General features: G+C 65.7%; 21 protein-coding genes. 7 read left to right on the forward strand and 14 right to left on the reverse strand.

The genetic code is table 11. From position 1 onward, the window contains the following. Positions 1 to 180: 180 nt before the first annotated feature. Positions 181 to 1770 carry an aspartate:alanine exchanger family transporter gene (locus tag ACQ4WR_RS25820; RefSeq protein ID WP_436490776.1) on the forward strand — a complete coding sequence of 530 codons (1590 nt, stop codon included), beginning with the start codon at positions 181 to 183 and terminating at the stop codon, positions 1768 to 1770. Positions 1771 to 1782: 12 nt separating this feature from the next. Here the strand turns inward: ACQ4WR_RS25820 and ACQ4WR_RS25825 are convergent, their stop codons facing one another. Beyond that, a complete protein-coding gene (locus ACQ4WR_RS25825; protein ID WP_436490777.1) occupies positions 1783 to 2991 on the reverse strand; it encodes an MFS transporter in 1209 nt (402 codons plus the stop codon). Positions 2992 to 3146: 155 nt separating this feature from the next. On the opposite strand from ACQ4WR_RS25825, the gene ACQ4WR_RS25830 reads away from it, so the two are divergent. From ACQ4WR_RS25830 to ACQ4WR_RS25855, 6 genes are all read left to right on the forward strand, one after another. Then, on the forward strand, positions 3147 to 3761 hold the full coding sequence (locus ACQ4WR_RS25830; protein WP_436490779.1) for a TetR/AcrR family transcriptional regulator: 615 nt from the start codon (positions 3147 to 3149) through the stop codon (positions 3759 to 3761). Between the two features lie 83 nt (positions 3762 to 3844). Next, entirely contained in the window at positions 3845 to 4195 is a 351-nt protein-coding gene (locus ACQ4WR_RS25835; RefSeq protein ID WP_102298432.1) for a VOC family protein, read from the forward strand. 179 nt (positions 4196 to 4374) lie between these two features. Continuing rightward, complete coding sequence (locus tag ACQ4WR_RS25840) at positions 4375 to 5565, forward strand: acyl-CoA dehydrogenase family protein (RefSeq protein ID WP_436490781.1); 1191 nt, start codon at positions 4375 to 4377, stop codon at positions 5563 to 5565. Positions 5566 to 5581: 16 nt separating this feature from the next. Further along, positions 5582 to 6727: an acyl-CoA dehydrogenase family protein gene (locus tag ACQ4WR_RS25845; protein WP_436490783.1), complete on the forward strand. Its 1146-nt coding sequence runs from the start codon at positions 5582 to 5584 to the stop codon at positions 6725 to 6727. After that, positions 6724 to 7212 carry a MaoC family dehydratase gene (locus tag ACQ4WR_RS25850; protein ID WP_436490784.1) on the forward strand — a complete coding sequence of 163 codons (489 nt, stop codon included), beginning with the start codon at positions 6724 to 6726 and terminating at the stop codon, positions 7210 to 7212. The genes ACQ4WR_RS25845 and ACQ4WR_RS25850 overlap by 4 nt, the downstream gene beginning before the upstream one ends. Next, entirely contained in the window at positions 7205 to 7660 is a 456-nt protein-coding gene (locus ACQ4WR_RS25855) for a MaoC family dehydratase (RefSeq protein ID WP_436490786.1), read from the forward strand. The genes ACQ4WR_RS25850 and ACQ4WR_RS25855 overlap by 8 nt, the downstream gene beginning before the upstream one ends. Positions 7661 to 7786: 126 nt before the next feature. Here ACQ4WR_RS25855 and ACQ4WR_RS25860 read toward each other — a convergent pair whose 3' ends face one another. From ACQ4WR_RS25860 to ACQ4WR_RS25920, 13 genes are all read right to left on the reverse strand, one after another. Beyond that, on the reverse strand, positions 7787 to 8710 hold the full coding sequence (locus ACQ4WR_RS25860; RefSeq protein ID WP_102298425.1) for a diguanylate cyclase domain-containing protein: 924 nt from the start codon (positions 8708 to 8710) through the stop codon (positions 7787 to 7789). Continuing rightward, positions 8707 to 13182 (reverse strand): PAS domain-containing protein, encoded by a 4476-nt coding sequence (locus tag ACQ4WR_RS25865; RefSeq protein ID WP_436490788.1) that lies wholly within the window; start codon positions 13180 to 13182, stop codon positions 8707 to 8709. The genes ACQ4WR_RS25860 and ACQ4WR_RS25865 overlap by 4 nt, the downstream gene beginning before the upstream one ends. Positions 13183 to 13456: 274 nt before the next feature. After that, positions 13457 to 13822, reverse strand: a complete 366-nt coding sequence (locus ACQ4WR_RS25870) for a YgiW/YdeI family stress tolerance OB fold protein (protein ID WP_102299383.1) — start codon at positions 13820 to 13822, stop codon at positions 13457 to 13459. Positions 13823 to 13914: 92 nt separating this feature from the next. After that, positions 13915 to 14487 carry a prepilin-type N-terminal cleavage/methylation domain-containing protein gene (locus tag ACQ4WR_RS25875; protein WP_102299381.1) on the reverse strand — a complete coding sequence of 191 codons (573 nt, stop codon included), beginning with the start codon at positions 14485 to 14487 and terminating at the stop codon, positions 13915 to 13917. A 108-nt stretch (positions 14488 to 14595) separates the two neighbouring features. After that, a complete protein-coding gene (locus ACQ4WR_RS25880; RefSeq protein ID WP_436490790.1) occupies positions 14596 to 15330 on the reverse strand; it encodes a hypothetical protein in 735 nt (244 codons plus the stop codon). Beyond that, complete coding sequence (locus ACQ4WR_RS25885) at positions 15330 to 16112, reverse strand: ABC transporter permease (protein WP_436490792.1); 783 nt, start codon at positions 16110 to 16112, stop codon at positions 15330 to 15332. Before ACQ4WR_RS25885 ends, ACQ4WR_RS25880 begins: the two co-directional genes overlap by 1 nt. Then, positions 16112 to 16828, reverse strand: coding sequence for a type II secretion system protein (locus tag ACQ4WR_RS25890; protein WP_436490794.1), 717 nt, complete (start codon positions 16826 to 16828; stop codon positions 16112 to 16114). Before ACQ4WR_RS25890 ends, ACQ4WR_RS25885 begins: the two co-directional genes overlap by 1 nt. Next, positions 16825 to 17562 carry a hypothetical protein gene (locus tag ACQ4WR_RS25895; protein WP_102299579.1) on the reverse strand — a complete coding sequence of 246 codons (738 nt, stop codon included), beginning with the start codon at positions 17560 to 17562 and terminating at the stop codon, positions 16825 to 16827. Before ACQ4WR_RS25895 ends, ACQ4WR_RS25890 begins: the two co-directional genes overlap by 4 nt. After that, on the reverse strand, positions 17559 to 17981 hold the full coding sequence (locus ACQ4WR_RS25900; protein ID WP_436490796.1) for a hypothetical protein: 423 nt from the start codon (positions 17979 to 17981) through the stop codon (positions 17559 to 17561). Before ACQ4WR_RS25900 ends, ACQ4WR_RS25895 begins: the two co-directional genes overlap by 4 nt. Continuing rightward, complete coding sequence (locus tag ACQ4WR_RS25905) at positions 17978 to 18697, reverse strand: hypothetical protein (RefSeq protein WP_436490798.1); 720 nt, start codon at positions 18695 to 18697, stop codon at positions 17978 to 17980. The genes ACQ4WR_RS25900 and ACQ4WR_RS25905 overlap by 4 nt, the downstream gene beginning before the upstream one ends. Next, positions 18694 to 20259 (reverse strand): hypothetical protein, encoded by a 1566-nt coding sequence (locus tag ACQ4WR_RS25910; protein WP_436490800.1) that lies wholly within the window; start codon positions 20257 to 20259, stop codon positions 18694 to 18696. The genes ACQ4WR_RS25905 and ACQ4WR_RS25910 overlap by 4 nt, the downstream gene beginning before the upstream one ends. A 21-nt stretch (positions 20260 to 20280) precedes the next feature. After that, positions 20281 to 21486 carry a type II secretion system F family protein gene (locus ACQ4WR_RS25915; protein ID WP_436490801.1) on the reverse strand — a complete coding sequence of 402 codons (1206 nt, stop codon included), beginning with the start codon at positions 21484 to 21486 and terminating at the stop codon, positions 20281 to 20283. Next, positions 21486 to 23189, reverse strand: coding sequence for a GspE/PulE family protein (locus ACQ4WR_RS25920; RefSeq protein ID WP_102298935.1), 1704 nt, complete (start codon positions 23187 to 23189; stop codon positions 21486 to 21488). The genes ACQ4WR_RS25915 and ACQ4WR_RS25920 overlap by 1 nt, the downstream gene beginning before the upstream one ends. Positions 23190 to 23193: the final 4 nt, after the last annotated feature.

Consider the following 23193-nt stretch of genomic DNA (forward strand, 5'->3'; position numbering starts at 1 on the left):
ATGCTGCCTGCTGCTTGAACTCAGGGGAAAATGTACGTCTTTGCTTGCTCATCAAACACCTCTCCATGGCGAGCATTCTCGCCTAAATTGGTGTCCGGGTACATTAAACCACTACAAGCTCGCCTTCGTGTTGCTTTTGTGCATGCTAAACTGCGCTTTCCCCAGAATAAGGTTGCACCGATGCTAGAACTCTTTCGCCATACCCTGGAGTCGTCGCCGATCCTGGCCCTGTTCCTTGTCATCGGCGCCGGCTATGCGCTGGGGCGCGTCAGCGTTTTCGGTTTTTCGCTGGGCGTGGGCGGCGTGCTGTTTGCCGGGCTGGCGCTGGGGGCGTTCGCGCCCGGCTCCGTGCCGCCGCCCATGGTCGGCTCCATCGGCTTGCTGCTGTTCCTGTATGGCATCGGCGTGCAGTATGGCGTGCAGTTTTTCGCCGGCTTGCGCGGCGCGGGGCAGAAACACAACCTGATCGCTTTCGTTGCCGTGATGGGCGGCCTGGCCGTATCCATCTGGGGCGGGCAGTGGATCGACATATCGCTGCGCATGGCCAGCGGCGTGTTTGCCGGCGCCATGACCAGCACGGCCGCCCTGCAGGCGGCGCTGGAAGCATCGCATGGCAACCGCGACGCAGCTGTCGGCTATGCCGTCGCGTATCCGTTCGGCGTCGTCGGGCCCATGCTGGGCCTGTACCTGGCCGGACGCATCTTGAAGCCCGTGCTGGCGCCGCCGCCTGCACCGATCATCGTGTCGGAAATCACCATCGACGAAGCCCGGCTGGCGGGCGCTACCCTGTCCGAGCTGGCCGATGGCCCGCTGGCCGGTGTGCAAGTCATCGGCGTGCGACAGGGCCACCAGAACCGCTTGCCCGATCCGTCCATGGTGATCGGCGTGGGCGACGCCGTGATGGTCTCGGGCACGGTCGAAGGCGTGGAAGCGGCGCGCACGGCGCTGGGCCACCTGGACCCAGGCCGCCTGATGAAGGACCGCAGCGATTTCGACGGCAACGAAGTGTTTGTGTCCGATGCGGAGATCGTCGGCGTGCCGCTGGGCGAGCTGAACCTGTCGAAAGACTTTCCCCTGCAAATTGCGTTTATCCGCCGTGGCGATGCCATGATCTTGCCGCACCCCTACCTGACCCTGGAATTTGGCGACCGGGTGATGGCCATTGCGCCGGCGAAACACGCGGCCGACGTGCGCAAACTGTTCGGCAACTCCATCACGGCCACGGCCGAATTCAGCTATGTCTCGCTGGGCATGGGCATGGTATTGGGCGTGCTGCTGGGCCTGGTGCCGATCCCCTTGCCGTGGATAGGCTCGTTCAGCCTGGGTCTGGCCGGCGGGCCGCTGGTGATGGCGCTGATCCTCGGCCGTCTGGGCAGAATAGGCAAGATCAGCTGGCGCCTGCCGCTGTCGGCCAACCTGGTCATGCGCAACTATGGCTTGACGATCTTCCTTGCCTCCGTCGGCATGGCCTCTGGCTTGCCGTTCGTGCAGCAGGTTGGCGCCGATGGCTTGCCCATGCTGGCGCTGGGCGCCGTGACGGTGCTGGTGGTGGTGGCCCTCGTGGTGATCCTGGGCAAGGTCTTCCTGCGCCTGCCATTCCCCGAATTGCTGGGCATCGCGGCCGGCGCCACGGGCAACCCGGCCGTGCTGGTGTTCGCCAATCGTCTGGCCAAGTCGGACCGTCCGAACCTGGGCTACGCCATGATTTTCCCCAGCATGACCATCGTCAAGATCGTTGCCGTGCAGGTGCTGCTGCATTTGTATGGGTGATGGCGGTCAGCGTCAGTCTTTTGCAGCGCCAGGCTGCTTGTTGGCTTCCATAAAGCGGATGCCAAACGACAGCAGCAAGGCGGCCGCAGCGCATCCTGCGGCAAGCCACAGGTTGGCGGAGAGGCCCAGCCTGTCCACGGCCTGGCCGCCGGTCCACGCGCCGAGCGCAATGCCGATATTGAAGACGCCCACATACAGCGCGGCGACGATCTCCACGGCGCCGGGCGCCGCCTTCATCATCAGGGTCATCAGGCCGACCGATACGCCGCCGTAGGCCAGTCCCCAGGCCAGCAACACCATGCCGCCGCCGATGCCGGAGCCGCCGACGGCCAGGAACAGCAGCGGCGTGAGCAGCAGGCCGCCCGAGATGGCGATGATGGTAGTCGCCGTGCGCCGCACGGCCATGACACCGGCCAGGAAGTTTCCAATGATGCCAGCGAAGCCATAGGCAAACAGCAGTGCGCCCAGCCATTGCGTATCAAATCCCGACATGGACAGCAGTAGCGGGCGCACGAAGGTAAAGGCCATGAAATGGCTGGTTACCAGCAACAGGGTCAGAAGCAGCCCCGCTTGCAACTGCCTGTTGCGCAGCTGCTTGCCGAATTGGCGCAAGGTCGCCGCAGCGGCAGCGGGCAGGGCGGGAATGACGGCCAGGTGCAGCGCCAGTACCAGGCCGCTGAACAGCGCCATGACGCCGAAAGCCCAGCGCCATCCTGCGAGGTCGCCGATTTGTGCGCCTAGCGGCACGCCCAGCACGGAAGCGGCCGCCACGCCGCCGAAGATGACCGACGTTGCCAGGCCAACCGAGCGGGCAGGAACCAGCCGGGAAGCGAGGCCGCCGGCGATGGCCCAGATGCCGCCCATGCAGAAACCGACGAGAATACGCGCCGCCAGCATCCACGCCATGTTTCGCGCCAGGGCCGAGGCAATGTTCGCGATCACGAGGAGTGTCAGCAAACCACAGAGTATCTTGCGCCGGTCCAGGCTGCCCGATGCGACCACGACCAGGGGCGCGAACATGGCCGCTAATAGTGCTGGCAGCGAGATCATCAGGCCGGCCGTTCCCGTGGAGGTGTCCAGGGTGTTGGCAATCGGCGTCAACAGGCCGACCGGCAGCATTTCCGTCGTCACGACGGAAAAGGTGGCCATGCCGACAGCGGCGACCGCCAGCCACGGGTGGCGGCCAGAAGTTTCTGCGGCAGCGCAGGGAGACGTACTCATGGTTCATATCCTTCATTGATGATGCGTGAAACGGTGTGTGCCCTTCTTGCAATAGAGACACGTCGCAGTGATAATACATACATCGCGTATGAATAGTATATATTCATACGCACTGCATGTAAATAATCATACGCTACGTATGTAAGGAGAAAGCAATGGTTCGCCGTACCCGTGCCGAAATGGAAGAAACCCGCGCATCGTTGCTGGCCACGGCCCGCAAAGTGTTCAGCGAGCGCGGTTATGCCGACACGTCCATGGACGACCTTACCGCCCAGGCAGGGCTGACGCGGGGTGCCCTGTACCATCACTTCGGCGACAAGAAGGGCTTGCTGCTGGCGGTGGTGGAACAGATCGACGCGGAAATGGATGGCCGCCTGCAAGCCATCTCCGACAGCGCCGCAGACTTGTGGGATGGCTTTCGCCATCGCTGCCGCGCCTATCTGGAGATGGCTCTGGAACCGGAAATTCAGCGCATCGTCTTGCGCGATGCGAGGGCGGTCGTGGGTGGCGCCTCACCGGACTCGCAGCGCCATTGCCTCGAGTCGATGCAAGGGCTGATCCAGGAACTGATTCAACAGGGCATCGTGGCCGACGCTTGCCCACAGGCATTGGCTTCGCTGATCTACGGCAGTCTGGCGGAAGCGGCGTTCTGGATCGCAGACGGCGACGAAGGCAATGCGCGCTTGATAAAAGGAACCGCTGCATTGGAATTGCTGCTACGGGGGCTGTTGCTTAAAGGTAGTTGCGAAAAGTGCTCATCTCGCCAGTAGCGGAAATGCCTGGAGACGTGGATGACGATATTGAGCAGAGTGGGAAATGGCGATCGAAGCTTATACTGACACGGAGGAAAACTATGCAAGTCACGCGTATCGTTGCAAATTTCCCGGCGTCGGATCCGGGCCTGGCGCGGAAGTTTTACGAGGACGTGCTGGGGCTGAGCCTGGTGATGGACCACGGCTGGATCATGACGTATGGTTCGCAAGCCGAGATGAGCGTTCAAGTGAGCTTCGCGACGCAAGGCGGCTCGAACACTGCCGTGCCCGACCTTTCCATTGAAGTCGATGACGTGGATGCCGCATTGGAACGCATGTCCAGCGCAGGGTTTCCCATTGAATATGGCCCTGCCGATGAACCTTGGGGTGTCCGGCGGTTTTTCGTGCGCGACCCGTTCGGCAAGCTCATAAATATCCTGTCGCATACATAGACGCGGTGCTGCGCCAGCCAGCCGATTGCATTGACTTCCCTTGCGCGCCAGCCTTTGTAAAACCCCTGGCGCCACTCCCATTCTGTTGTACAATCCTTGAGAACGGTCGTGCTTTTTTTGTGCGCTGAGCTTCCTTGCGTGCAGGCATCACGGCAACTCATAAGAACAGGGAGACAGACATGGATTTACAGTACACGGCCGAGGAGAACGCTTTTCGCGACTCCGTGCGGGCCTTTCTCGACAGCCATCTGCCGGCGGACTTGCAGCGCAAGGTGCGCCTGCATCTGCGCCTGAACCGCGATGATTACGTGCGCTGGCACAAGATTGTGGCAAAGCAGGGCTGGGCCGCGCCGGCCTGGCCTGTGGAATATGGCGGCACGGGCTGGACGTCCGTGCAGCGCCACATATGGGAAGACGAGTGCGCGCGCGCCGCCACGCCGCCCATCCTGCCATTCGGCGTCAATATGGTGGCGCCCGTCATCATGGCCTTCGCCAACGCCGAACAAAAAGCATACTACTTGCCGCGCATCCTGAACTGCGACGACTGGTGGTGCCAGGGATATTCGGAGCCGGGCGCCGGTTCCGACCTGGCCTCGCTGAAGACCACGGCCGAGCGCGATGGCGACCATTACGTGGTCAACGGCCAGAAAACCTGGACCACCCTCGGCCAGCACGCGGACATGATCTTTTGCCTGGTGCGCACGGATAGCACGGTGCGCAAGCAGGAGGGCATCAGTTTCTTGCTGATCGACATGAAAACGCCGGGCATCACCGTGCGTCCCATCATCATGCTCGATGAAGAGCATGAAGTGAACGAAGTCTTCTTCGACAATGTGCGCGTGCCCGTCAGCAATCTGGTGGGCCAGGAAAACAAGGGTTGGACCTACGCCAAATATCTGCTGGGGCACGAACGCACGGGCATCGCCGCCGTCGGCCGCTCCAAGCGCGAACTGACTTTCCTCAAACAGCTGGCCATGCAACAAGCCAAGCGCGGTGCGCCGCTGCTGCACGATCCCGCCTTTGCTGCGAAAGTGGCGCATCTGGAAATCGAATTGATGGCGCTGGAAATGACGGTCTTGCGCGTCATCAGCGAAGAAGGCAAGGGGCCTGGGCCGCAGGCGTCGATGCTGAAAGTGCGCGGCTCGGAACTGCAGCAGCAGCTGACGGAACTGATGGTGGAAGCCATCGGCCCGCAAGCCTTGCCGTTTGATCCCGACTTCCTCGATGGCGGCGCGCCGCACAGCGCCGGTGGCGACGACCTGGCCGCGCCGCTGGCCGCGTATTACTTCAATTACCGCAAGACATCGATCTATGGCGGCTCGAATGAAATCCAGAAAAACATCATCACGCAGATGATCCTGGGCCTGTAAGCCAGAAGGAGACGACATGGACTTCCATTTTAATCAGGAACAGCAGCAATTCGCCGACGCGCTCAGGCGCTGGGTCGACAAGGATTACCGCTTTGAAACGCGGCAAAAGATCATCCATTCGGCCACGGGCACGTCCGATGTGGCCTGGGCCACCCTGGCCGAGCTGGGCATGACGGCCTTGCCGCTGCCTGCCGGCGCGGGCGGCTTCGACGGCACGGCCGTGGACATGCTGCTGGTGATGCAGGAACTGGGCCGTGGCCTGGTGGTGGAACCCTACCTGGCCACCGTGCTGGGCGCGCGCTTCCTGAGCCTGGCCGGCGGCCACGATGCTGTGCTGGAACAGGTCGCCAGCGGCAGCCTGAAGCTCGCGTGTGCGCTGGGCGAGCGGCAGTCGCGCCACGATATGCACGATATCGCCACGACCGCCACCGCCAGTGGGGACGGCTTCGTGCTGGACGGCGAGAAAACCGTCGTCATCCACGGCGCGCAGGCGGGCGCGCTGATCGTCTCGGCCCGCAGCGGCGGCGGCCAGAGCGATACGGATGGCATTTCGCTGTTCCTCGTGCCTGTTGATGCGCCCGGCGTTGGCGTGCGCGACTACCGTACCATCGACGGCCAGCGCGCCGCCAGCGTGACCCTCGTGCAAGTGGTGCTGGGGCATGATGCGCTGATTGGTCAGGCGGGGCAGGGCTGGCCCGTGCTGGACGCGGCCGTCGATTATGGCGCCGCCTTGCTGTGCGCGGAAGCCGTGGGCGCCATGGACGCCATCTTTGCCGCCACCCTCGACTACCTGAAAACGCGCCAGCAGTTCGGCGCGCCGATCGGCAAGTTCCAGGCCTTGCAGCACCGCATGGCCGACATGTTCATTCACCTGGAGCAAGCGCGCTCGATGGCCATGCTGGCCGCCGCCAAGGCCGGCAGCGAGGATGTGGCCGAACGCCGCCGCACGGTCTCCGCCGCCAAGGCACGGGTGGGACTGGCCGCCACCTTTGTCGGCCAGCAAGCCGTGCAATTGCATGGCGGCATGGGCGTGACCGATGAATTGCCCGCCGCCCACCATTTCAAGCGCCTCTCGATGATCGCCCTGACCCTGGGCGACTTGGAACACCATATAGAGCGCTTTATCGCCCAGCCGGGCTTCTTGCCGACGGAGACCGCATGACCGTATTGACTGAAGTTAAACCCAAACACTGGTATTTTGAAGACTTTACGCAGGGCCTGGAAATCGACCTGGGCCAGCGCCATGTGACGGAAGAGGAGATCATCGCTTTTGCGACGGATTTCGACCCGCAACCGTTCCACGTCGACCATGCGGCCGCCGAAAAGACCATTTTCAAGGGCGTCATCGCCAGCGGCTGGCATACCTGCGGCATGATGATGCGCCTGGTGGTGGATAACTTGCTCAAGCATTCATCCAGCATGGGCTCGCCCGGCCTGGACAGCATCCGCTGGCTCAAACCCGTGCGCGCGGGCGACACCTTGCAGCTCACTTACCAGGTCAAGGAAGTGCGTCCGTCCAGCAGCAAGCCGGACCGCGGCATCGTCATTTCCGTGTGGAGCGTGCGCAACCAGCACGGCGAAGTCGTCACCACAGTGGAGGGCATGGGCATGTTCGGCCGCCGTCCTGCCGGAGAGCAGCATGCGTGACATCGCCGGCATCGCCGGTTTCCAGGCGCTGGCGGGGCAACACGTGGCCGTCTCCGACTGGCTCACCATCACCCAGCAACGCATCGATACGTTTGCCGACGCCACCGACGACCATCAGTGGATCCACGTCGACGCGCAGCGCTGCGCGCGCGAGTCGCCGTATGGCTGCACCGTGGCGCACGGTTTCCTGACCTTATCGCTGCTGCCGGCCATGCTAGCGGGCGCCTTGCACATGGCCGGCATCCGCATGGCCATCAACTATGGCCTGAACAAGGTGCGCTTTCCCGCGCCCGTGCCTGTCGGCAGCCGCCTGCGCGCGCGCCTCGACATCCTGTCCGTGGACGACTTGCCGGAAGGCGCGCAAGTGAACTGGGCCGTCACAATGGAGCGCGAAGGCGATCCGAAACCCGTGTGCGTGGCGGAGTTTTTGATGCGCTGCTATCCCTGAGCGACAGGCCTGGCTCGCCGCGCAGGTCGGCGCAGGTCGAAATAGGTCAGCGCAGGTCGGCGTAGGTCGGCTTAGCCCGCAGGGCGTAAGCCGACACAGACAGGCAGGCAGCACGCGCCTGCCCCCTCACTCCCCCTCCGACGCGCAATATTTATCGCGTCCCGTATGCTTGGCGCGGTACAGCAGCGCGTCGGCGGCGCGGATCAGGGTGCTGGCGTCCATGCCTTCCGTGGGCATCACGCTGGCCATGCCCAGGCTGACGGTGACGTACGGTCCGACGCTCGATCTGGCGTGCGGGATGTGCAGCGCGCGCACTTCGTCGAGGATGCGCTGGGCCACCACCTCGGCGCCGTCGCGCGTTTCCTGCGGCAACAGCACGATGAATTCCTCGCCGCCGTAGCGCGCCAGCAGGTCGGGCGGGCGCACGGCGCAGCGGCGCATGGCGGCGCTCACCTGCTGCAGGCACAGGTCGCCTGCCTGGTGGCCATAGGTATCGTTGTAATCCTTGAAGTGGTCGATGTCGGCCATGATGACGGCCATGGCCACGCCATCGCGGGCGCAGCGCCGCCATTCGCTTTCCATGGTGTCGTTGAAGCTGCGCCGGTTGGCCACGCCCGTGAGTGAATCGGTCAGCGACAGTTCGCGCATGGCGTCGGCCTGGCGCTTGATGGTCAGCTGGCTGCGCACGCGGGCGCGCACCACGGCCGCGTTGAACGGCTTGGTGATGAAGTCGACGGCGCCCGCTTCCAGCGCCCGCGTCTCGTCCTCGGGCTGGTTCAGTGCCGTGACGAAAATCACGGGAATGGCGCTCAGAACTGCCGATTCGCGCAGCGCATTGCATACGGCGTAGCCATCCATGCCTGGCATGACGGCATCGAGCAGGATCAGGTCCGGCAGTTGATTGTGCGCGATCTCCAGCGCCTTTTCGCCGCTCAGGGCGAACAGCACGTCGTGCTCCTCGCGCAGCAGCTGGTGCAATATCTGGATGTTTTCCATGGCGTCATCGACGATGAGGATGCGCCCGTTCATGGCAAGGTTGGTCCAGCTCACTTGTTTTCCTCTCGTTTCAGCTGATCGAGCACGAGTCTTTCCGCATCGGAAAAATTCAACGTCTCGATCGCGTTTGCCATCGCCAGAGCAGCTTCGCGGTCTGACTGTTCAATTGCGGGATGCAGGGCGTGGAACTGGGCCAGCGCCTTGAGGTTGTTATTGCGGATCAATACCAGCAGCTGGGTCAGGCCGGCGCGCAAGTCGACCGCCTGCGTGCCGGGCGCGGCCGGCGCCGCGTGGCTGCGCGGCAGCGGCTGCGTGCGTGCCCCCTCGATGACGACGGCCATGGCCTGCTCCAGCTGCCTCAGCAGCGACTGCGTGGCGCGCCGCCGGCCACCCTTCAGCGCTTTTTCCGCCTCGGCGGCCAGGCTGGCGATGTCCGCCGCGCCCAGGTTGGCGGCCACGCCGCACACGCGGTGCAGCAATTGCGCCGCCGGCTGGATCTGGCCATCGGCCAGCAGGCGCCGCGTTTGCTCGACGGCGTCGCCTTGCGAATTCTCGAAACGCTTGAGCAGGGCCAGGAACGCGCCATAATCGCCGCCGAAGCGGTGCAGGGCTGCGTCGAGGTCGATGCCGGGCACCGTTGCCGGCACCTCCACGGCATCGGCGCTGGCGGCGCCAGGCGGGAGCGCACCCGTGGCGCCGGCCGTGCCGGGCCGCGCCGGCACCAGCCGCGTCAGGGTCTGCACCATGTCGTCGACATCGATGGGCTTGGAGATGTGCGCATTCATGCCGCTGGCGATGGCGCGCAGGCGGTCCTCGTCCATGGCGTTGGCCGTCATGGCAACGATGGGCAACTCGCGCAAGCCCAGCGCGCGGATGGCCAGCGTGGCTTCGTAGCCGTTCAGCACCGGCATCTGCAAGTCCATCAGCACCACGTCATAGGCCTGCGGCGTGTGCGCCAGCATGTCCACGGCCAGCTGGCCATTGGCGGCCACTGCCACGCGGGCGCCCGAATGCAGCAGGATGTACTGCGCCACTTCCTGGTTGATTTCATTGTCTTCCACCAGCAGCACGCGCATGCCTGCAAGCAGGCCCGACAGCGGCGTGGAGACGGGCAGGGCGGGCGGTGCGCTGCGCCCTTCGCGCACGGCCATGACGGCCGCCAGCAGGCGTGCCGGCGTGGCCGGTTTCGAGACGACGCCGGCCAGCATCAGGCTGTCTGCCAGGCGCTCGAGGTTTTCGCTGTCCTGGTCGGCCACCAGCATGATCACGGGGGGCAGGGCCAGCTGTTCGTCGCCGCGCGCCTCCGTCAGCATGGAAATGCCATCCATGCCCGGCATGGCCGCGTCGAGCAGCAGCATGTCGACGGGCGCCGCACCGCCGCCGGCATGGCGGCGCAGCAGCGCCAGGCCCGCCGCGCCGCTGTCGGCGCTGTGGCTGTGCCAGCCGTGCGCCGCGCACCAGTCTTCCAGCATGGCGCGTACGCTGGCATTGTCATCGATGATCAGCAGCGACAATGCCGTGGGCACGGCCCTGGCCGCGCTTTCCGGCGCGGCGGGCACCTTCTCGAAACGGCAGATGAAACGGAAGTCGGAACCCTTGCCCAGTTCGCTTTTCACGCTGAGTTCGCCTCCCATCAGGTCCACCATGCGGCGGCAGATGGCCAGGCCCAGTCCCGTGCCGCCGTATTTGCGGCTGGTGCTGCTGTCGCCCTGGGAAAAGGCATCGAAAATGTGTTCCTGCTCGACGGCGCCGATGCCGATGCCCGTGTCGCGCACGGAAAACTCCAGGGTCACGCTGGCCGCATCCTCGCTGGCCTTGCGGATGGACAGCACCACTTCGCCTTCCTTGGTGAACTTGACGGCGTTGCCCACCAGGTTGATCAGGATCTGCTCGAGGCGCAGCGCGTCGCCCATCAGTTCTGGCGGCACGCCGGGGTCGAGCACGAAGACGGGCTCGACCCCGCGCGCCCAGGCGCTGCTGGCCAGCAGCACGCCGACGCTGCCCAGCATGCGTTCGAGCTGGAAACGGCGCTGTTCCAGCACCATCTGGCCCGCCTCGATCTTGGAAAAATCCAGCACGTCGTTGACGATGCCCAGCAGCGACTGGGTGGCCATCTGGATCTTGCCGACATAGCTGCGCTCGCGCCGTTCCAGCGGCGACTCTTCCAGCAGGCGCGCCAGGCCGATGATGGCGTTCATCGGCGTGCGGATTTCATGGCTCATGTTGGCGACGAATTCGCTCTTCGCGATGCTGGCCGCCTCGGCCTTGTCGCGCGCGCGCACCATCTGTTCGTTGAGTTCGTGCAGGCGCAGTTCCGTGCGCTTGAGTTCGGACACGTCGGAAGCCAGCACGAAGAAGCCGCGCACGCCGCCGTTGTCGTCGAAATCGGGAATGTAGTTGGTCCACGTATGGCGCACCTGGCCCGTCGGGTCGAGCAGGTCGCGCTCGAAGCTTTGCGGCCGGCCCGCCAGCACGCCTTCCACGTGCGGCGCGTACACGTCGAACAGTTCCTGGCCCAGCAGCTCGCTCATGTGGATGCCGGCCAGTTCGGCGCTGCTGCGGCCGAACCACTCGTTGTAGAACTTATTCGCGAAACGGCAGCGCAAGTCGTGGCCCCAGTACGACACCATGCCGGGCAGGTTGTCGGTGACGGTGCGGATGAAGCGCTCGCTCTGCTCCAGGCGCCAGGTGGTCGCGTGCAGCACCTCCGTGGCGCGCTTGCGTTCGCTGATATCGATCGACACGCCCAGCACGTGGCTGGCGCGCCCCGCATCGTCGCGCAGCACCACCTTGCGCGTGGTGAAGTGGCGCGTCGTGCCGTCGGCCGTGTTGATCGCTTCCTGCTCGATTTCCACCATCTGCCCCGTCGCCAGCAGCTTGCGGTCGGCGCCGATGAAGGCGGCCGCCTGCTGCGGCGGGAAGAAATCGTTGTCGGTCTTGCCCAGCAGCTGCTCGCGCGAGCGCCCCAGGGTCAGTTCCGCGTGGCGGTTGACCATCTCAAAGCTCAGCTTGTCGGCACGCTTGACGAAGACCATGGCCGGGATGTTTTCGATGATGGTGCCGAACAGGTGCTTGGAGCGGCGAAATTCCGCTTCGCTGCGCTTGCGCTCTGTGATATCGAGCCACAGCCCCGACACGCCCAGCAGTTGCTGGTCCGGCCCGCTGATCGGGTGATACGAGACAACCCAGTGGCTGGCCTGGTCGCGCTGCTGGCCGCTGTTGCCTTTCAACTCGATATCGACGATGGGCTCGCCCGTCTCGAGCACCTGGCGCAGGCAGCGTTCCACCTCGGCGCGCACGGCGTCGTCGAACAGCATGGTGCCTACCCGGCGGCCGATATGCTGTTCCACGCTGGCCGCGTTGATGGCGGCCAGGTATTGGTTGATCATGACGATGCGCAAGTCGCGGTCGACAAACAGCATGCCGATGGGCGCCGTCGCATACACGGTTTCCAGCAGGCGCGTGGATTTTTCCAGGGCCAGGGTGCGCTCGGCCACCAGGCTTTCAAGCTGCGTGCGGTGGCGCCGCAAGTCGCGCTCGAGCGCGCCCAGGGCCCTGGCCAGGTCGGCCGATTCGCGGTCCGTATGCTTGCCAGACATCAAGGGCTTGCCCTGCGCCAGCGCCTGCACCTGCTGGGTCAGCGCCTGCTGCGTGCGCGCCAGGCGCCCGCCCACGCGCCAGGCCAGGGCGAAAGCGGCGCCCAGCAGCAATGCCAGGATGAGCGAACCCGTGACCACCGAGCGCAGCAGGGCGTCGACCACGGTGCTGGTGCGCATGGTGACAACCACCGTCCAGGCATCGTCGGGCGCGCGGCGGAAACCCGAGTATACGTCGAGTCCTTCCAGGGTGGCATGGCGCAGCACGCCTTCGCGTCCCTGGCGTATCTGTTCCAGCAGTGGCGTCGCGCTGCGCTGGCCCACATAGCGCTGCGGCGCCAGCGTGCGCGCCACGTTGATGCCGTCGGCATTGAGGATGGCCGCGCCCAGGTAGGCAGGCATGCTCAGTTCGCGCATCAGGCGTGGCAGGTAGTCGGCTGGAAACAGGGCCGTGAGCACGTAGGCCTGGCCTGTTGTGCGCGGCAGCGGCAGGTTCAGGGCCAGCTGGGGCAGGCCATCGGGCGCCACGAACAGGCTGGTCAGGCGGGGCTTGCCCTGCTCGCGCGTGCGCTGCATGCTGGCCGCCCATTTCTGCGGCAGCGGTGGCGGGGCGGGATAGGCGGGCAGGCCGGTATTGACCAGCTGGCGTCCAGACGTATCGGAAATGATGAAGGAGCCGACGGCCACGCCGGGCTGCAGCAGGCTGGCGGCCAGTGCGCGCAGGGCGCCCGCATCGCCATCCTGCAGGGCGGGGGCGGCGGCCAGGATGTGTGCCGCCAGCCGGGCGCCGTCCAGGTCGCGTTCGACGGCGGCCGCGACGGCGCGTGCCGCCTGCGCTGTTTCACTGACGACATGGCTGCGTTCGCGCGTGTAGCTTTGCGCCACCAGCAGGAAAAATACCAGCGCCGTTGGAATGACACAGGCGAGCACCAGCCATGAAATTCTTGAGCGTATCGAAGGCAAATCTTGCACCCGGAAGGCTCCCAGAATGGATGAGTCGACAGGCCCGCTCACGCTGGCGCTGGCTGACGTTGAATGAAAAGATGCTAGACGAAATTGATTGTTCTGACAAGCCTAGTTTCTGAGGTGAAAAAAGAGTTGCGCAGGGCACACAGAAAGCCGATGCGCCGCGGCTGGCGGGCGGCGACAGGGGAACAGGCTCCCGCCAGGACGGCGGGAGCGGCGGGGAAGGAGTTGGACGGTGTTACGGCACGACGGTCAGCACGCTGACGTCGATTTCCGGGCTTTCCATGAAGTCTTTCTCCACTTCGCCGCGGATTTCCACCTGGGTCTTGGCGTCGATCTTGCGGTTCATGAAGACCTTGTCATCGATTTCCACGCGGATCTCGGCCGTGCCGTCGGAGAAGGTGTATTTCTCGTTGCCCACCTTGCGCAGCAGTTGGCCGCGCAGCACGACGGCCTGGTCGTCGACAGGGTTTTTCAGGATGGCGGCGACCGTCTTGGGCGCGTCAGGACCGGTGGACGGGCCCACGTACTGCGCGTGGGCGCTGCCCGCCAGCAAGGCGGCAGCGGCAGCCAGGGAAACGAGGAGTTTGCGGTGCGATTGCATGGTATTCCTTTCAATGATGCGCGACGGGCGCGTGGCGATGGCGGGGAACGGCAGCGCAGGCGCAGCGTCCCTGAATGATAGTGACTGCCTGGTCAGAAGAAGACGGCGGTGCGGGGAATGATAGCACCGGTATTGCCATATGGCATGTTCGCCCGCACGCTGCCCGTGCTGGCAATGCCGTCGTCGAGTTTGCTGTCTATCTGTTCCGCGTAGCCGGCGGGCAGGTTGTCGAAACGGATGCCGTTGCCGGCCCGTCCGCCCACTTCGTCGTTGTACAGGTAGACGGCGCCGCCCTGGGCACTGGTCATGAATTGCGAGGTGCCGTTGTAGGACCCCGTGATGAAGCCGCCCAGCGCCAGGTGCTGCGGCGCCAGGGTGAATTCGCGCGGCTGGCCGTCGCCGATCTGGCCGTCGCCATTGCCGTTGCCGGCCGAATTGGGCACGTGCACGGTGCCCTGGATATCGTCGCCGGGCAGGGCGCGGAACTTGTCTTGGTAGGCATTCACGGCGGCCGTCAGCGAATTCGATTGCTGGATGATGTTTTTGACCTTGGCGCTGTCGATCAGGCCTTGTCCCTTCAGCACGCCGCCGAGCAGCAAGCCGATGATGACCAGGACGATGGCGATTTCAACGAGCGTGAAGCCTTGCTGGCGGCGTGGGAGCATGGGATTTCCTTATCAAGAACGTGGGCCCGCGTAGGCACTTTACGGGGCAGTTTACTGCAAATGGCGGGACGCGTGAATGGCCTGTGCGCGGCAGTGCGCAGCGCCATGTCAGTGCGCCAATATTGCTTTCTTTGCGGCAATTTCATCGGCCAGTGCGTCGAGCTTGCGCGCCAGGAACGCCAGCTCGTGCGGGTCGCTGATCTGGCCGCTGGCGATCAGGCCGCCGATCACCAGGCGGGCGCTGTCGAGCTGGTCCATGTCTTCGAGAATGAAGGCTTCCATTTCGCGCACCCAGTGGGGCACCTGCGGCGCCGTCGCCAGCAGGCGCAGCTGGCGCGCGTAGCGCAATGCCAGCGGCAGATCGTGCAGCTGGTGCTTGGCCACCAGCACGGCCTGGGCCATGGCGGGCCAGCGGCGCGCCGGATCGGCGGCGAAGCTGGCGGCGATAAAGTCCAGCATGCGCCGCGCGCGGGCCGGGTCGGCCACGCCGGCGTAGACCTCGCTGGCGGCCACCAGCGCGTACTGGCTGCGCGGATCGAGCGCTTGCGCCGTGCCCAGCCAGCCGGCCAGCCGTTCATAGTCGAGGAGGCGCCACGGTAGGCTGACGCCGGGCTGGTCCTCGAACGCTTGCAGGTACAGCAGCAGCGCCTTCGACATGGCCAGCGGTTCGCCCAGGCTGGCCACTTGCGCCACCGCCAGCGGGGGCGGCGGCGGCAGCGGGCGCGCCTGCACCGGTTCGGCCTGCTGCAGCACGCGCCAGCCCAGCTGCAGCAGCAGCGTCGCGGCCAGCAGCCAGCGCAGGGCGCGGGGCACGCAGGCCCAGGGGCGCGAGGAGCCGGCCATCAGATATTCCGGCGATAAAAGTCGCACAGCGCGCAGGCGGCCAGCAGGCCCGCATATATGGCCGTCTGCGTGGCGATGCCGGCCAGGTCGGGCCAGCCGCCGCTGGGGTACAGCAGCCATTCCGTGCGCGTGAAGGTGTCGAGGCGGGGCAGCAGCAGGGCCAGCACGTCGATGCCGCCCGCCATCGCCTGCTGCGCCCAGGTATCGCCGGCCCGCGCGCCGTGCGCCAGCAGTTGCAGGCTGCCCACGCTGCGCGCCAAGAGATAAAAGCCGCTGACGGCGGCCAGTGCCGGCAGCGCCTGCTGCAAGCTGGCGGCGCACAGCAGGCTGAAGGCGGCGACGATCCACAGTTCGCCCAGCAGGGAGGCGGCCCACAGCGCGCTCCGGGCGGGCGGGGCGAACAGCGCCATCAGCAGGCCGAACAGCACGGCCGGCACGGCCGCCAGCGCGCCGTAGCCCAGCAGTTTTCCCAGCACGTAGGCGGCGCGCGGCATGGGCATGGCCAGCAGCCACTCGAGGCCCTTGTCGGCCGCTTCGCGCGCCATGCTGGTGACGATGAAGGTGGCTAGCAGGAAAACGCTGGCCAGGCGCAAGCCGGCCGCCAGCAGGGACGCCTGCACGGCAGCGCTTTCCGTCAGCGCCAGTTGCTGCAGGAAGCCGGCCAGGCCGGCACCGGCGCAGGCGGCCAGCACGCACAGCCAGGGCAAGCGGCTGCGCAGCGCTTCGAGCAGCGTGTAGCGGGCGATGGTCAGCACGGGCTTGAGCAGGGTCGGCATCGGCATCAGCGGGGCAGCCTTTGCGCCTGCACCATGCGGTTGAACAGCACGTTGGGCGACAGCCAGACGACGATATCGTCGAATTCGCCGCCGGCTTGCTGCGGCCCGCTGGCTGCGCGGCTGATGTAGATGTTCAGGCTGGCCGCATTGTTGCGCTCGTCGACATTGTTGCCCGCCGCTCCGGCCTGGCGCTGGCCCTGCGTGCTGGTGGCGCCGAAGCCGTTCTTGCCGTGCGACAAAATCATGGCGGGAATGTCGTTCAGCGCCGTCGCCTGCACCAGCGGGCCGCCGTTGCGCGTGACGATGCTGATGTCGCGCGGGGTGCCCAGGCTGAACGGCTGCGCGCTGTCGCTGAAGGCGGGCGTGACGCTGTAGCGGAACAGATGGTCCCAGCTGTCGCCCTGGCGCAGGCCCAGCGTGGCCCAGGGCAGGAAGCCCACGCGTTTTTCGCCGTTGCAGCGGCCGCCGCGCCGGTCTTCCAGGCCATTCTGACTGGAAATGGCGGGACAGGGCAGGTAGCCATTGCGCAGTGCAAAGCCCGTCAGCGCCTCGCTGGCCTCGTCGAGCGCTTTTTGCGTCTCGGCCACCTTGCGCTGTTCCAGCTGTACCGTCAGCGGCGTGACCAGGCCGCCGATCATCAGGCCGACGATGACCAGCACGATGGCGATTTCAATCAGGGAAAAGCCGTGCTGGCGCCGGCAAGGCGGGGGACGGGCGCTCATGGCAGGTTGCGCGCGGCGCGCATGCGTTGGTACAAGGTGGGCAAGGTAATCCAGGCAACCATATCGTTGAAGGCGCCGCCGGCCACCTGCCCGGTGGTATCGGCGGGACGGGAGATGACACTGCGGCTGGCGCTGTCGTTGGCGGCCGCGTCGAGCGCGCCGCGCAGCGTGGGCGCCTGCGCCACGCCGCTGGCGTAGGTGCCGAACGGCGCCTTGCCCTGCGAGAACAGCACCACGGGCAGGCACTGGATGCTGACGTCGCACTGTTCCTGGCCGGCCATGTACACCAGTTCGCCGCGGCTGTCGCGCGTGCGCACGACGCGGTTGGCGACGGCGGAAAACGAGACGATGGGTGCGCGCGCCATTTCCGGCGTGACGCTGTAGCGCAGCACCTTGCCCCAGGCGTCGACACCGCTCACGCCCAGCGCCACCCACGGCAGGAAGCCGCTGCAATCGGCATCGCTCTGGCAGGCATCGGCCCGCTCGCGGCCATCGATGGCCGAGGCGGCAGGGCGCGGCAGGCGGCCGTTGACCGTCGCAAAACCCAGCAAGGCGTCGCGCGCCTGCGCCAGCGTGGCAAGGGTGCGCTGCTGGCGCGCGTTCTCGGCCGTGTTGCGGCCAAAGGCGCTGATCAGCAAGCTGGCCGTACCCAGGCCCAGCACGGCAACCAGCAGCAGCAGGGCCGCGCCGCGTTGCCGCCCTTGCCGCCGCGCCGGGCAAGCCAGTGGCTTCATGGCTGCCCCTCCGGCGCTTCGCTGACGCTGCCGGTGGCCGGGTCGTAGCGCTGGCCCGGCTTGAGCAGCACCACCTGGCCCGTCGACAGGCGCAGGGTCAGGGTGCCCGTAGCGCCGCTGCGGTCATGGCCCAACTGGTTATACGGTTCCGTTTGCGGCGTCTGGTTCAGCCACACGGTGGAGCGTCCGCTGCTGCGCTGCACGACGCCATTCAGTTCCATGGGCGGGGCCGGTGGCGGCGGCAGCGGCGGTGGCGGGAGCGCCAGTGCGGGATCGGCCGGCGGCGGCCCGTAGCGCTGGGCATCGAGCTGGGCGCGCTGCTCGGGCGAGGCGAACAGGCGCCCCAGCTGCGGCCCTGGCGCCTGGGCCGCGGCCATGCCGCAGGCCAGCGGCAGCAGCAGGAGGATGGCGCGTCTCATGGATGCACCTGGACTGGCTGGCCGCTGCCCAAGGTCAGCCACAGCAGGCTGCAATCGGCGCTCAGGGTGGCCGACGCGACGCCGCCGCCAGCGTCCGCGCCCGCGCCCGCGTTCGCACCCGTGCCTGCTGCCCCACCGGCGATGCGCTTGAGCGCGCAATCGTGCACGGCAAAATAGCCGGCCTGGCGCAAGTCGTCGAACAGGTTCAGCAAGTCCATTTCGTGCAGCAAGTCCAGGTGCAGCTGCATCTTGCTGGCACGCAGCTGGTACTGGCCCGTGGCCATGGGCGTGGGGACTTGCAGCTGCTGCTGCGGGCTGATGTCGTAGCTGATGGGCAGAAGCTTGCGCCGCTCCTGGCTCTGGCGGATGGCATCGATCCAGGCCAGGCGGTTTTCCTCGCCGATCAGGCCGCGCTGGCGCAGGGCCAGGAATTGCGGTTCGTAGATGCGGATTTCCTGCTTTTCCGCTTCCACATGGTTGAACAGGCTGGCGGCGGCCGCGCGCGCGTGGCGCGCCGTTTCCAGCTGCATTTCCTGGCGCTGGCGGTAGGCGGCGCTCAGGCTGAGCAAGAGCAGGCTGGCCAGCATGGTCAGCGTGAAGCACAGCAGGGCACGCCGGACCAGCTGCAGCTCGCCCATCCAGGCGGGCAGGGTGCGCGCGGGCGCCGCGGCTTTTTTCATGCCGGGCAGGGGCGGGTGCTTGACGGGGCCGCTCATGGCTGCCACACGAGCAAGAGGGTGAAGCGGGCCTGGCTGGCCGCTGCCGGCGCGGCGCTCTTGCCCGACAGGGACGCGCTGGGACGCAGGTCCAGCGGCGTTTCCTCGATGCTGACCTGCATGCCCGGCTGGCGCGCCAGGTTTTGCGCAAAGGCCGTGATGGCGCCCAGCGCGGCGCGGTAATCATTGTTCGGCATGTCCACGTCCGCTTCCAGCCGCAGCGCCTGCGGTGGCGCGATGGGCACGCCGGCCAGGCTGCTGCCGAGCACGGGGTTGGCATCCGGCTGCGGCGGTGCCTGGCCGCTGCCGGCCGCGCGCGCGGGCGGCTGGCCCGCATGCCAGTGCAGCTGGCCCAGCTTGACTTGCGGCGCCTGGTCCAGCGCCATGCTCAGCAAGCCCAGCAGGCGGCCCGGTTCCGGCGCCTGGCTGGCGATCATGCGCCCCAGGGTCACGGCCACTTTCATGTTCTGCGTCTTGGCCGGCGCCGGCGCCAGGCTGGACATGGTATTGCGGTAGCGTTCCTGGTAGGACGCCGTTTCCTGCTGCAGGCGCGCCGTGCCCGCCGCGTCATTGATGCCGCCAAGTAAATTGATCACGCACCACAGGGCCGCCGAGGCGCCGATCAGCGCGCTGGCGCCGTACAGGGTCTTGCGCGCGCGCTGGAAGTGGTAATAGCGGGCCAGCGGGCCAGGCGGGTAGTGGCTGGGTGGCGGATGTTTTCCAAGCAAGGTCAGCAGCAACTCGTCGGCCAGCGCCGGCGTCTGCCGCAAGCCCACGCGTTCGCTGGCCAGTTGCAGGTCGATGAAGTGGTAAGCCACTTCCACGCCGTTATCGCACAGCAATTCGAGCTTGGCGATCTGCGTGGCCGGCGCCAGGATGACCGTATTCAAGACGTCGCCGCGCGCCAGCATGCGCGTGCTGGTGAGAAATTGCCGGGTTTTCTCCGTTTCCAGCGCAATATTCACGGCCACGCCGTCAAGCGCGATGGTTGCCGTCTGGCGCGAGAAGCGCAGCTGGCCCTTCTCATAATAACTCTGCCGCAAGCCGCCCGATTGCTGCGTCACCAGCAGCAGGTGTTCATGCGTGAGCGCCAGTTTTTTCACCAGTGCGATGCTCAGCAGGCTGGTCGAATAGATGCCGGCCACGGGTATGCGCAAGTGTTCCAGCGCTTCCGTCCACGGTTGCAGCAGGGTCGGGTTGGTCAGCGCGAAGAACAGTACCTGGTCGTCGTGGCGGCCCGTGCTTTCGCGGCCCAGCAGGGCGCTGCCCCGGTAGGGCGTGTCGCGGTGCAGCTGCAGCTTGCGCCGCTCCAGCAGGGCGCGGCCCGCCTTGCCGCGCACGTGGGGCAGGAGCTGGTGCTGGAAATCTTCCTCGATCAAATCCGTCAGCAGGTAGGCGGGCACGTCGAGCCGCTGCGCCTGCGGGTCTTCCAGCCAGGCGGCAAAGCCGTCGAGCCCCGCCGCGCTGGCCGGAAATGCCTGGCCGGGGCCCAGCGCGCCATGGCGCCAGTCGTAGGCGCACAGGGTATCGCTGGTCAGATAAAGCAATTGTTTGCGGAACACGGCAGCCTCAGGTATTGGGTCTCAAGTTTTAATCGTACTGATGGTGTCGTAGATGGGGCCCAGCACCGACAGCATGATCCAGCCCAGCAGCAGGCCCAGGATCACCGTCATGGCCGGCTCGATCATGGCCTGCACTTTTTCAATCAGTTCCTTCACTTCGCGGTTATAAAAATAGCTGACATTGCGCAAGGCCGTGTCGAGCGAACCCGTGGCTTCGCCCACCTTCAGCATGCGGATCACCAGCGGCGGGAAGATGCCCGTGTGCTGGAAGGCATTGGTGACGCCATGGCCCTCGCTGATCAGCTGCGCGGCGCGGCGCAGGCCGGCCGCCACCACCTGGTTGCCAGCGATGCCTTCGGACAGGCGGATGCATTCGAGGATGGTGATGCCGGACGCATACATCAGGGCGAAAAACGTGGCAAAACGGGCCAGGATGATCTTGTGCAGCACGGGACCGATCAGCCACAGCCGCAGCTTCAGGCCGTCGAAGGCGTAGCGCGCCGCTTCGCTGCGGCGGATGGCCGCGCGCAGGCCCAGGAACAGCAGCAGGGGCAGGGCCAGCAGCAGATACCAGTAGTCGATGAAGATATTCGAGACCAATATCAGCACGCGCGTATGCAGCGGCAGTTCGCCGCCCATGTTGCGGATGAAGGCCGTCAGCTGGGGCACCAGGTAGATCATCAGGAAAAACGTCACGGCGGCCACGACGACGGCGACGATGACGGGATACATGATGATCTTGCGCGTCTGCGACGCCAGCTCGTCCTGCCACTTTAAACTTTCCGACAGGTTCTTGAACACCTCGGCGATCCTGCCGCTCTGTTCGCCCGCAAGGATCAAGCTGGTAAACGTGGCGTCGAAGATGTCGGCATGCTGGGCCAGCGCGCCGGACAGGGGCAGGCCGCCCTCGATGCTTTCAATCAGATCCGTCACCACTTCGCGCAAACGCGGGTGGTCGGTGCTTTCGCGCAAGTCGTTCAAGCCTTCCAGGATGGGCACGCCCGCCCCCGTCAACTGCTCCATGTGGAAGCAGAAATTGATCAGGTCGCGGCGGTGGATGACCCGCTTGCCCAGCAGCACCAGATGCTGGCCCGTGATCTTGCAGTCGATGAGGTCGAGCTGCATGCGGTGCAGGCGCGCCTCCAGGTCCGGCACGTTGGCCGCCTCCATGCTGCCGGGAATCAGGGCGCCGGCGGCATCCATGGCGCGGTAGACATATTGCGCCATCAGCTGAGCCTATCCGTCAGGTCGACCACGCGCGCCACTTCTTCCAGGGTGGTAATGCCTTCCTTCACGCGGCGCATGCCGTCGTCGACCAGCGCATGGAAGCCGGCCGCGCGCGCCGCGCTCTTCAATTCGCGCAGGCTGGCGCGGCGCGCCGTCAGTTCATCGAGCTCGGCATTCATCTTGAGGATTTCCATGATGGCCAGGCGGCCCTTGTAGCCCTGGTGGGCGCAGCGCTCGCAGCCCACGGCGCGGCAGATGCTGACGGGCGCATCATCGGGCTGCAGGCCCAGCAGGCGGCGCTCGAGGTCGTCGGCGATGACCGTTTCCTTGCAATGCTCACACAGCCGGCGCACCAGGCGCTGCGCCACGATGCCGATGATGTTGCCGGCCATGATGTCGGGCAGGATGCCGATGTCGAGCAGGCGCGAGACGGAACCGAGCGCCGAGCTCGTATGCAGGGTGGAATACACCTGGTGGCCCGTCATGGCGGCGGCAAAGGCCATTTCCGCCGTTTCGCGGTCGCGGATCTCGCCCACCAGAATGATGTCCGGATCTTGCCGCATCATCGAGCGGATGCCGTCGGCAAAGCCCAGCTTGACCGATTCGTTGACCGAGGTCTGGCGTATCATGTTCATCGGATACTCGACCGGATCCTCCAGGGTCATGATGTTGACGCTTTCCGTATTGATATGGTTGAGTATCGAATACAGGGTGGTGGTCTTGCCGCTGCCCGTCGGGCCCGTCACCAGGATCACGCCGTCGGGGCGGGCGATCATCAGTTTCAGCAGGTTCAGCTCCGCCTCGGCCAGGCCCAGGGCGTCGAGCGGGACGATGCCCTTTTGCCGGTCCAGCACGCGCAGCACGAAGTTTTCGCCATGCGTGGTCGGCTGCGCCGACGCGCGGAAGTCGATCTGCCGTCCGGAAAACTTGATGCTGATGCGGCCGTCCTGCGGCGCGCGCGCCTCGGCGATATTCATGCCCGACATCACCTTCAGGCGCACGGCCATGGCCGGCCAGTACGATTTGTGCAGGCTGCGGATCTGCCGCAGGATGCCGTCGATGCGGTAGCGGATGCGCAGGAACGATTGTTCCGGCTCGAAGTGGATGTCCGATGCGCCATTTTGCACGGCGTCGGCCAGCAGCGCGTCGATCAGCCGCACCATGGGCTGGCTGTACTCATCCGATGGCGAGGCCATGCTTTGATAGCTGACTTCGCCCGTTTCGATTTCGTGCAGGATGCCGTCGATCGACAGCTCGAAGCCGTAGTACTGGTCGATGGCGCGCGAAATGTCCGATTCATTGACCAGCACCGTGGAAATCGTGATGCCCTTGACCAGCATGGCGCTGATCTGGTCGAGCGCGACGATGTTGCTGGTGTCGGCCATGGCAAGGATCAGATTGTCGGCCTGCCGCTCGTACACGATGGGGAAGACGCGGTAGCGCTTGGCCACGTCCTTCGGAATCAGTTTCAAGGCGATGGCGTCGACCACCAGGCTCGACAGGTCGGCGCTGACCTGCTTCAGGTTTTCGCTCAGCGCTTCGCGCACCGTGGCTTCCGTGACGAAGCCCAGGGTGATCAGCAGCTTGCCCAGCGGCTCGCTGCTGCGCTTTTGCTCGATCAGCGCGATGCGCAGCTGGTCTTCGCTGATCACGCCTTTCTGGATCAGCAGCTTGCCCAGCGGAAGTTTTGCTTGTTCTGCCATGTAA

The sequence above is a fragment of the Janthinobacterium amylolyticum genome (genome assembly GCF_051380655.1).
Lineage (GTDB): Bacteria > Pseudomonadota > Gammaproteobacteria > Burkholderiales > Burkholderiaceae_D > Janthinobacterium.

What these genes read in the sequence shown, in the direction of transcription:
- ACQ4WR_RS25875 (WP_102299381.1), bottom strand. Translation starts at nt 14,487, where the DNA reads ATGCTCCCACGCCGCCAGCAAGGCTTCACGCTCGTTGAAATCGCCATC.
- ACQ4WR_RS25830 (WP_436490779.1), top strand. Translation starts at nt 3,147, where the DNA reads ATGGTTCGCCGTACCCGTGCCGAAATGGAAGAAACCCGCGCATCGTTG.
- ACQ4WR_RS25880 (WP_436490790.1), bottom strand. Translation starts at nt 15,330, where the DNA reads ATGGCCGGCTCCTCGCGCCCCTGGGCCTGCGTGCCCCGCGCCCTGCGC.
- ACQ4WR_RS25835 (WP_102298432.1), top strand. Translation starts at nt 3,845, where the DNA reads ATGCAAGTCACGCGTATCGTTGCAAATTTCCCGGCGTCGGATCCGGGC.
- ACQ4WR_RS25850 (WP_436490784.1), top strand. Translation starts at nt 6,724, where the DNA reads ATGACCGTATTGACTGAAGTTAAACCCAAACACTGGTATTTTGAAGAC.
- ACQ4WR_RS25885 (WP_436490792.1), bottom strand. Translation starts at nt 16,112, where the DNA reads ATGCCGATGCCGACCCTGCTCAAGCCCGTGCTGACCATCGCCCGCTAC.
- ACQ4WR_RS25840 (WP_436490781.1), top strand. Translation starts at nt 4,375, where the DNA reads ATGGATTTACAGTACACGGCCGAGGAGAACGCTTTTCGCGACTCCGTG.
- ACQ4WR_RS25895 (WP_102299579.1), bottom strand. Translation starts at nt 17,562, where the DNA reads ATGAAGCCACTGGCTTGCCCGGCGCGGCGGCAAGGGCGGCAACGCGGC.
- ACQ4WR_RS25845 (WP_436490783.1), top strand. Translation starts at nt 5,582, where the DNA reads ATGGACTTCCATTTTAATCAGGAACAGCAGCAATTCGCCGACGCGCTC.
- ACQ4WR_RS25915 (WP_436490801.1), bottom strand. Translation starts at nt 21,486, where the DNA reads ATGGCGCAATATGTCTACCGCGCCATGGATGCCGCCGGCGCCCTGATT.
- ACQ4WR_RS25870 (WP_102299383.1), bottom strand. Translation starts at nt 13,822, where the DNA reads ATGCAATCGCACCGCAAACTCCTCGTTTCCCTGGCTGCCGCTGCCGCC.
- ACQ4WR_RS25825 (WP_436490777.1), bottom strand. Translation starts at nt 2,991, where the DNA reads ATGAGTACGTCTCCCTGCGCTGCCGCAGAAACTTCTGGCCGCCACCCG.
- ACQ4WR_RS25900 (WP_436490796.1), bottom strand. Translation starts at nt 17,981, where the DNA reads ATGAGACGCGCCATCCTCCTGCTGCTGCCGCTGGCCTGCGGCATGGCC.
- ACQ4WR_RS25890 (WP_436490794.1), bottom strand. Translation starts at nt 16,828, where the DNA reads ATGAGCGCCCGTCCCCCGCCTTGCCGGCGCCAGCACGGCTTTTCCCTG.
- ACQ4WR_RS25855 (WP_436490786.1), top strand. Translation starts at nt 7,205, where the DNA reads ATGCGTGACATCGCCGGCATCGCCGGTTTCCAGGCGCTGGCGGGGCAA.
- ACQ4WR_RS25905 (WP_436490798.1), bottom strand. Translation starts at nt 18,697, where the DNA reads ATGAGCGGCCCCGTCAAGCACCCGCCCCTGCCCGGCATGAAAAAAGCC.
- ACQ4WR_RS25920 (WP_102298935.1), bottom strand. Translation starts at nt 23,189, where the DNA reads ATGGCAGAACAAGCAAAACTTCCGCTGGGCAAGCTGCTGATCCAGAAA.
- ACQ4WR_RS25820 (WP_436490776.1), top strand. Translation starts at nt 181, where the DNA reads ATGCTAGAACTCTTTCGCCATACCCTGGAGTCGTCGCCGATCCTGGCC.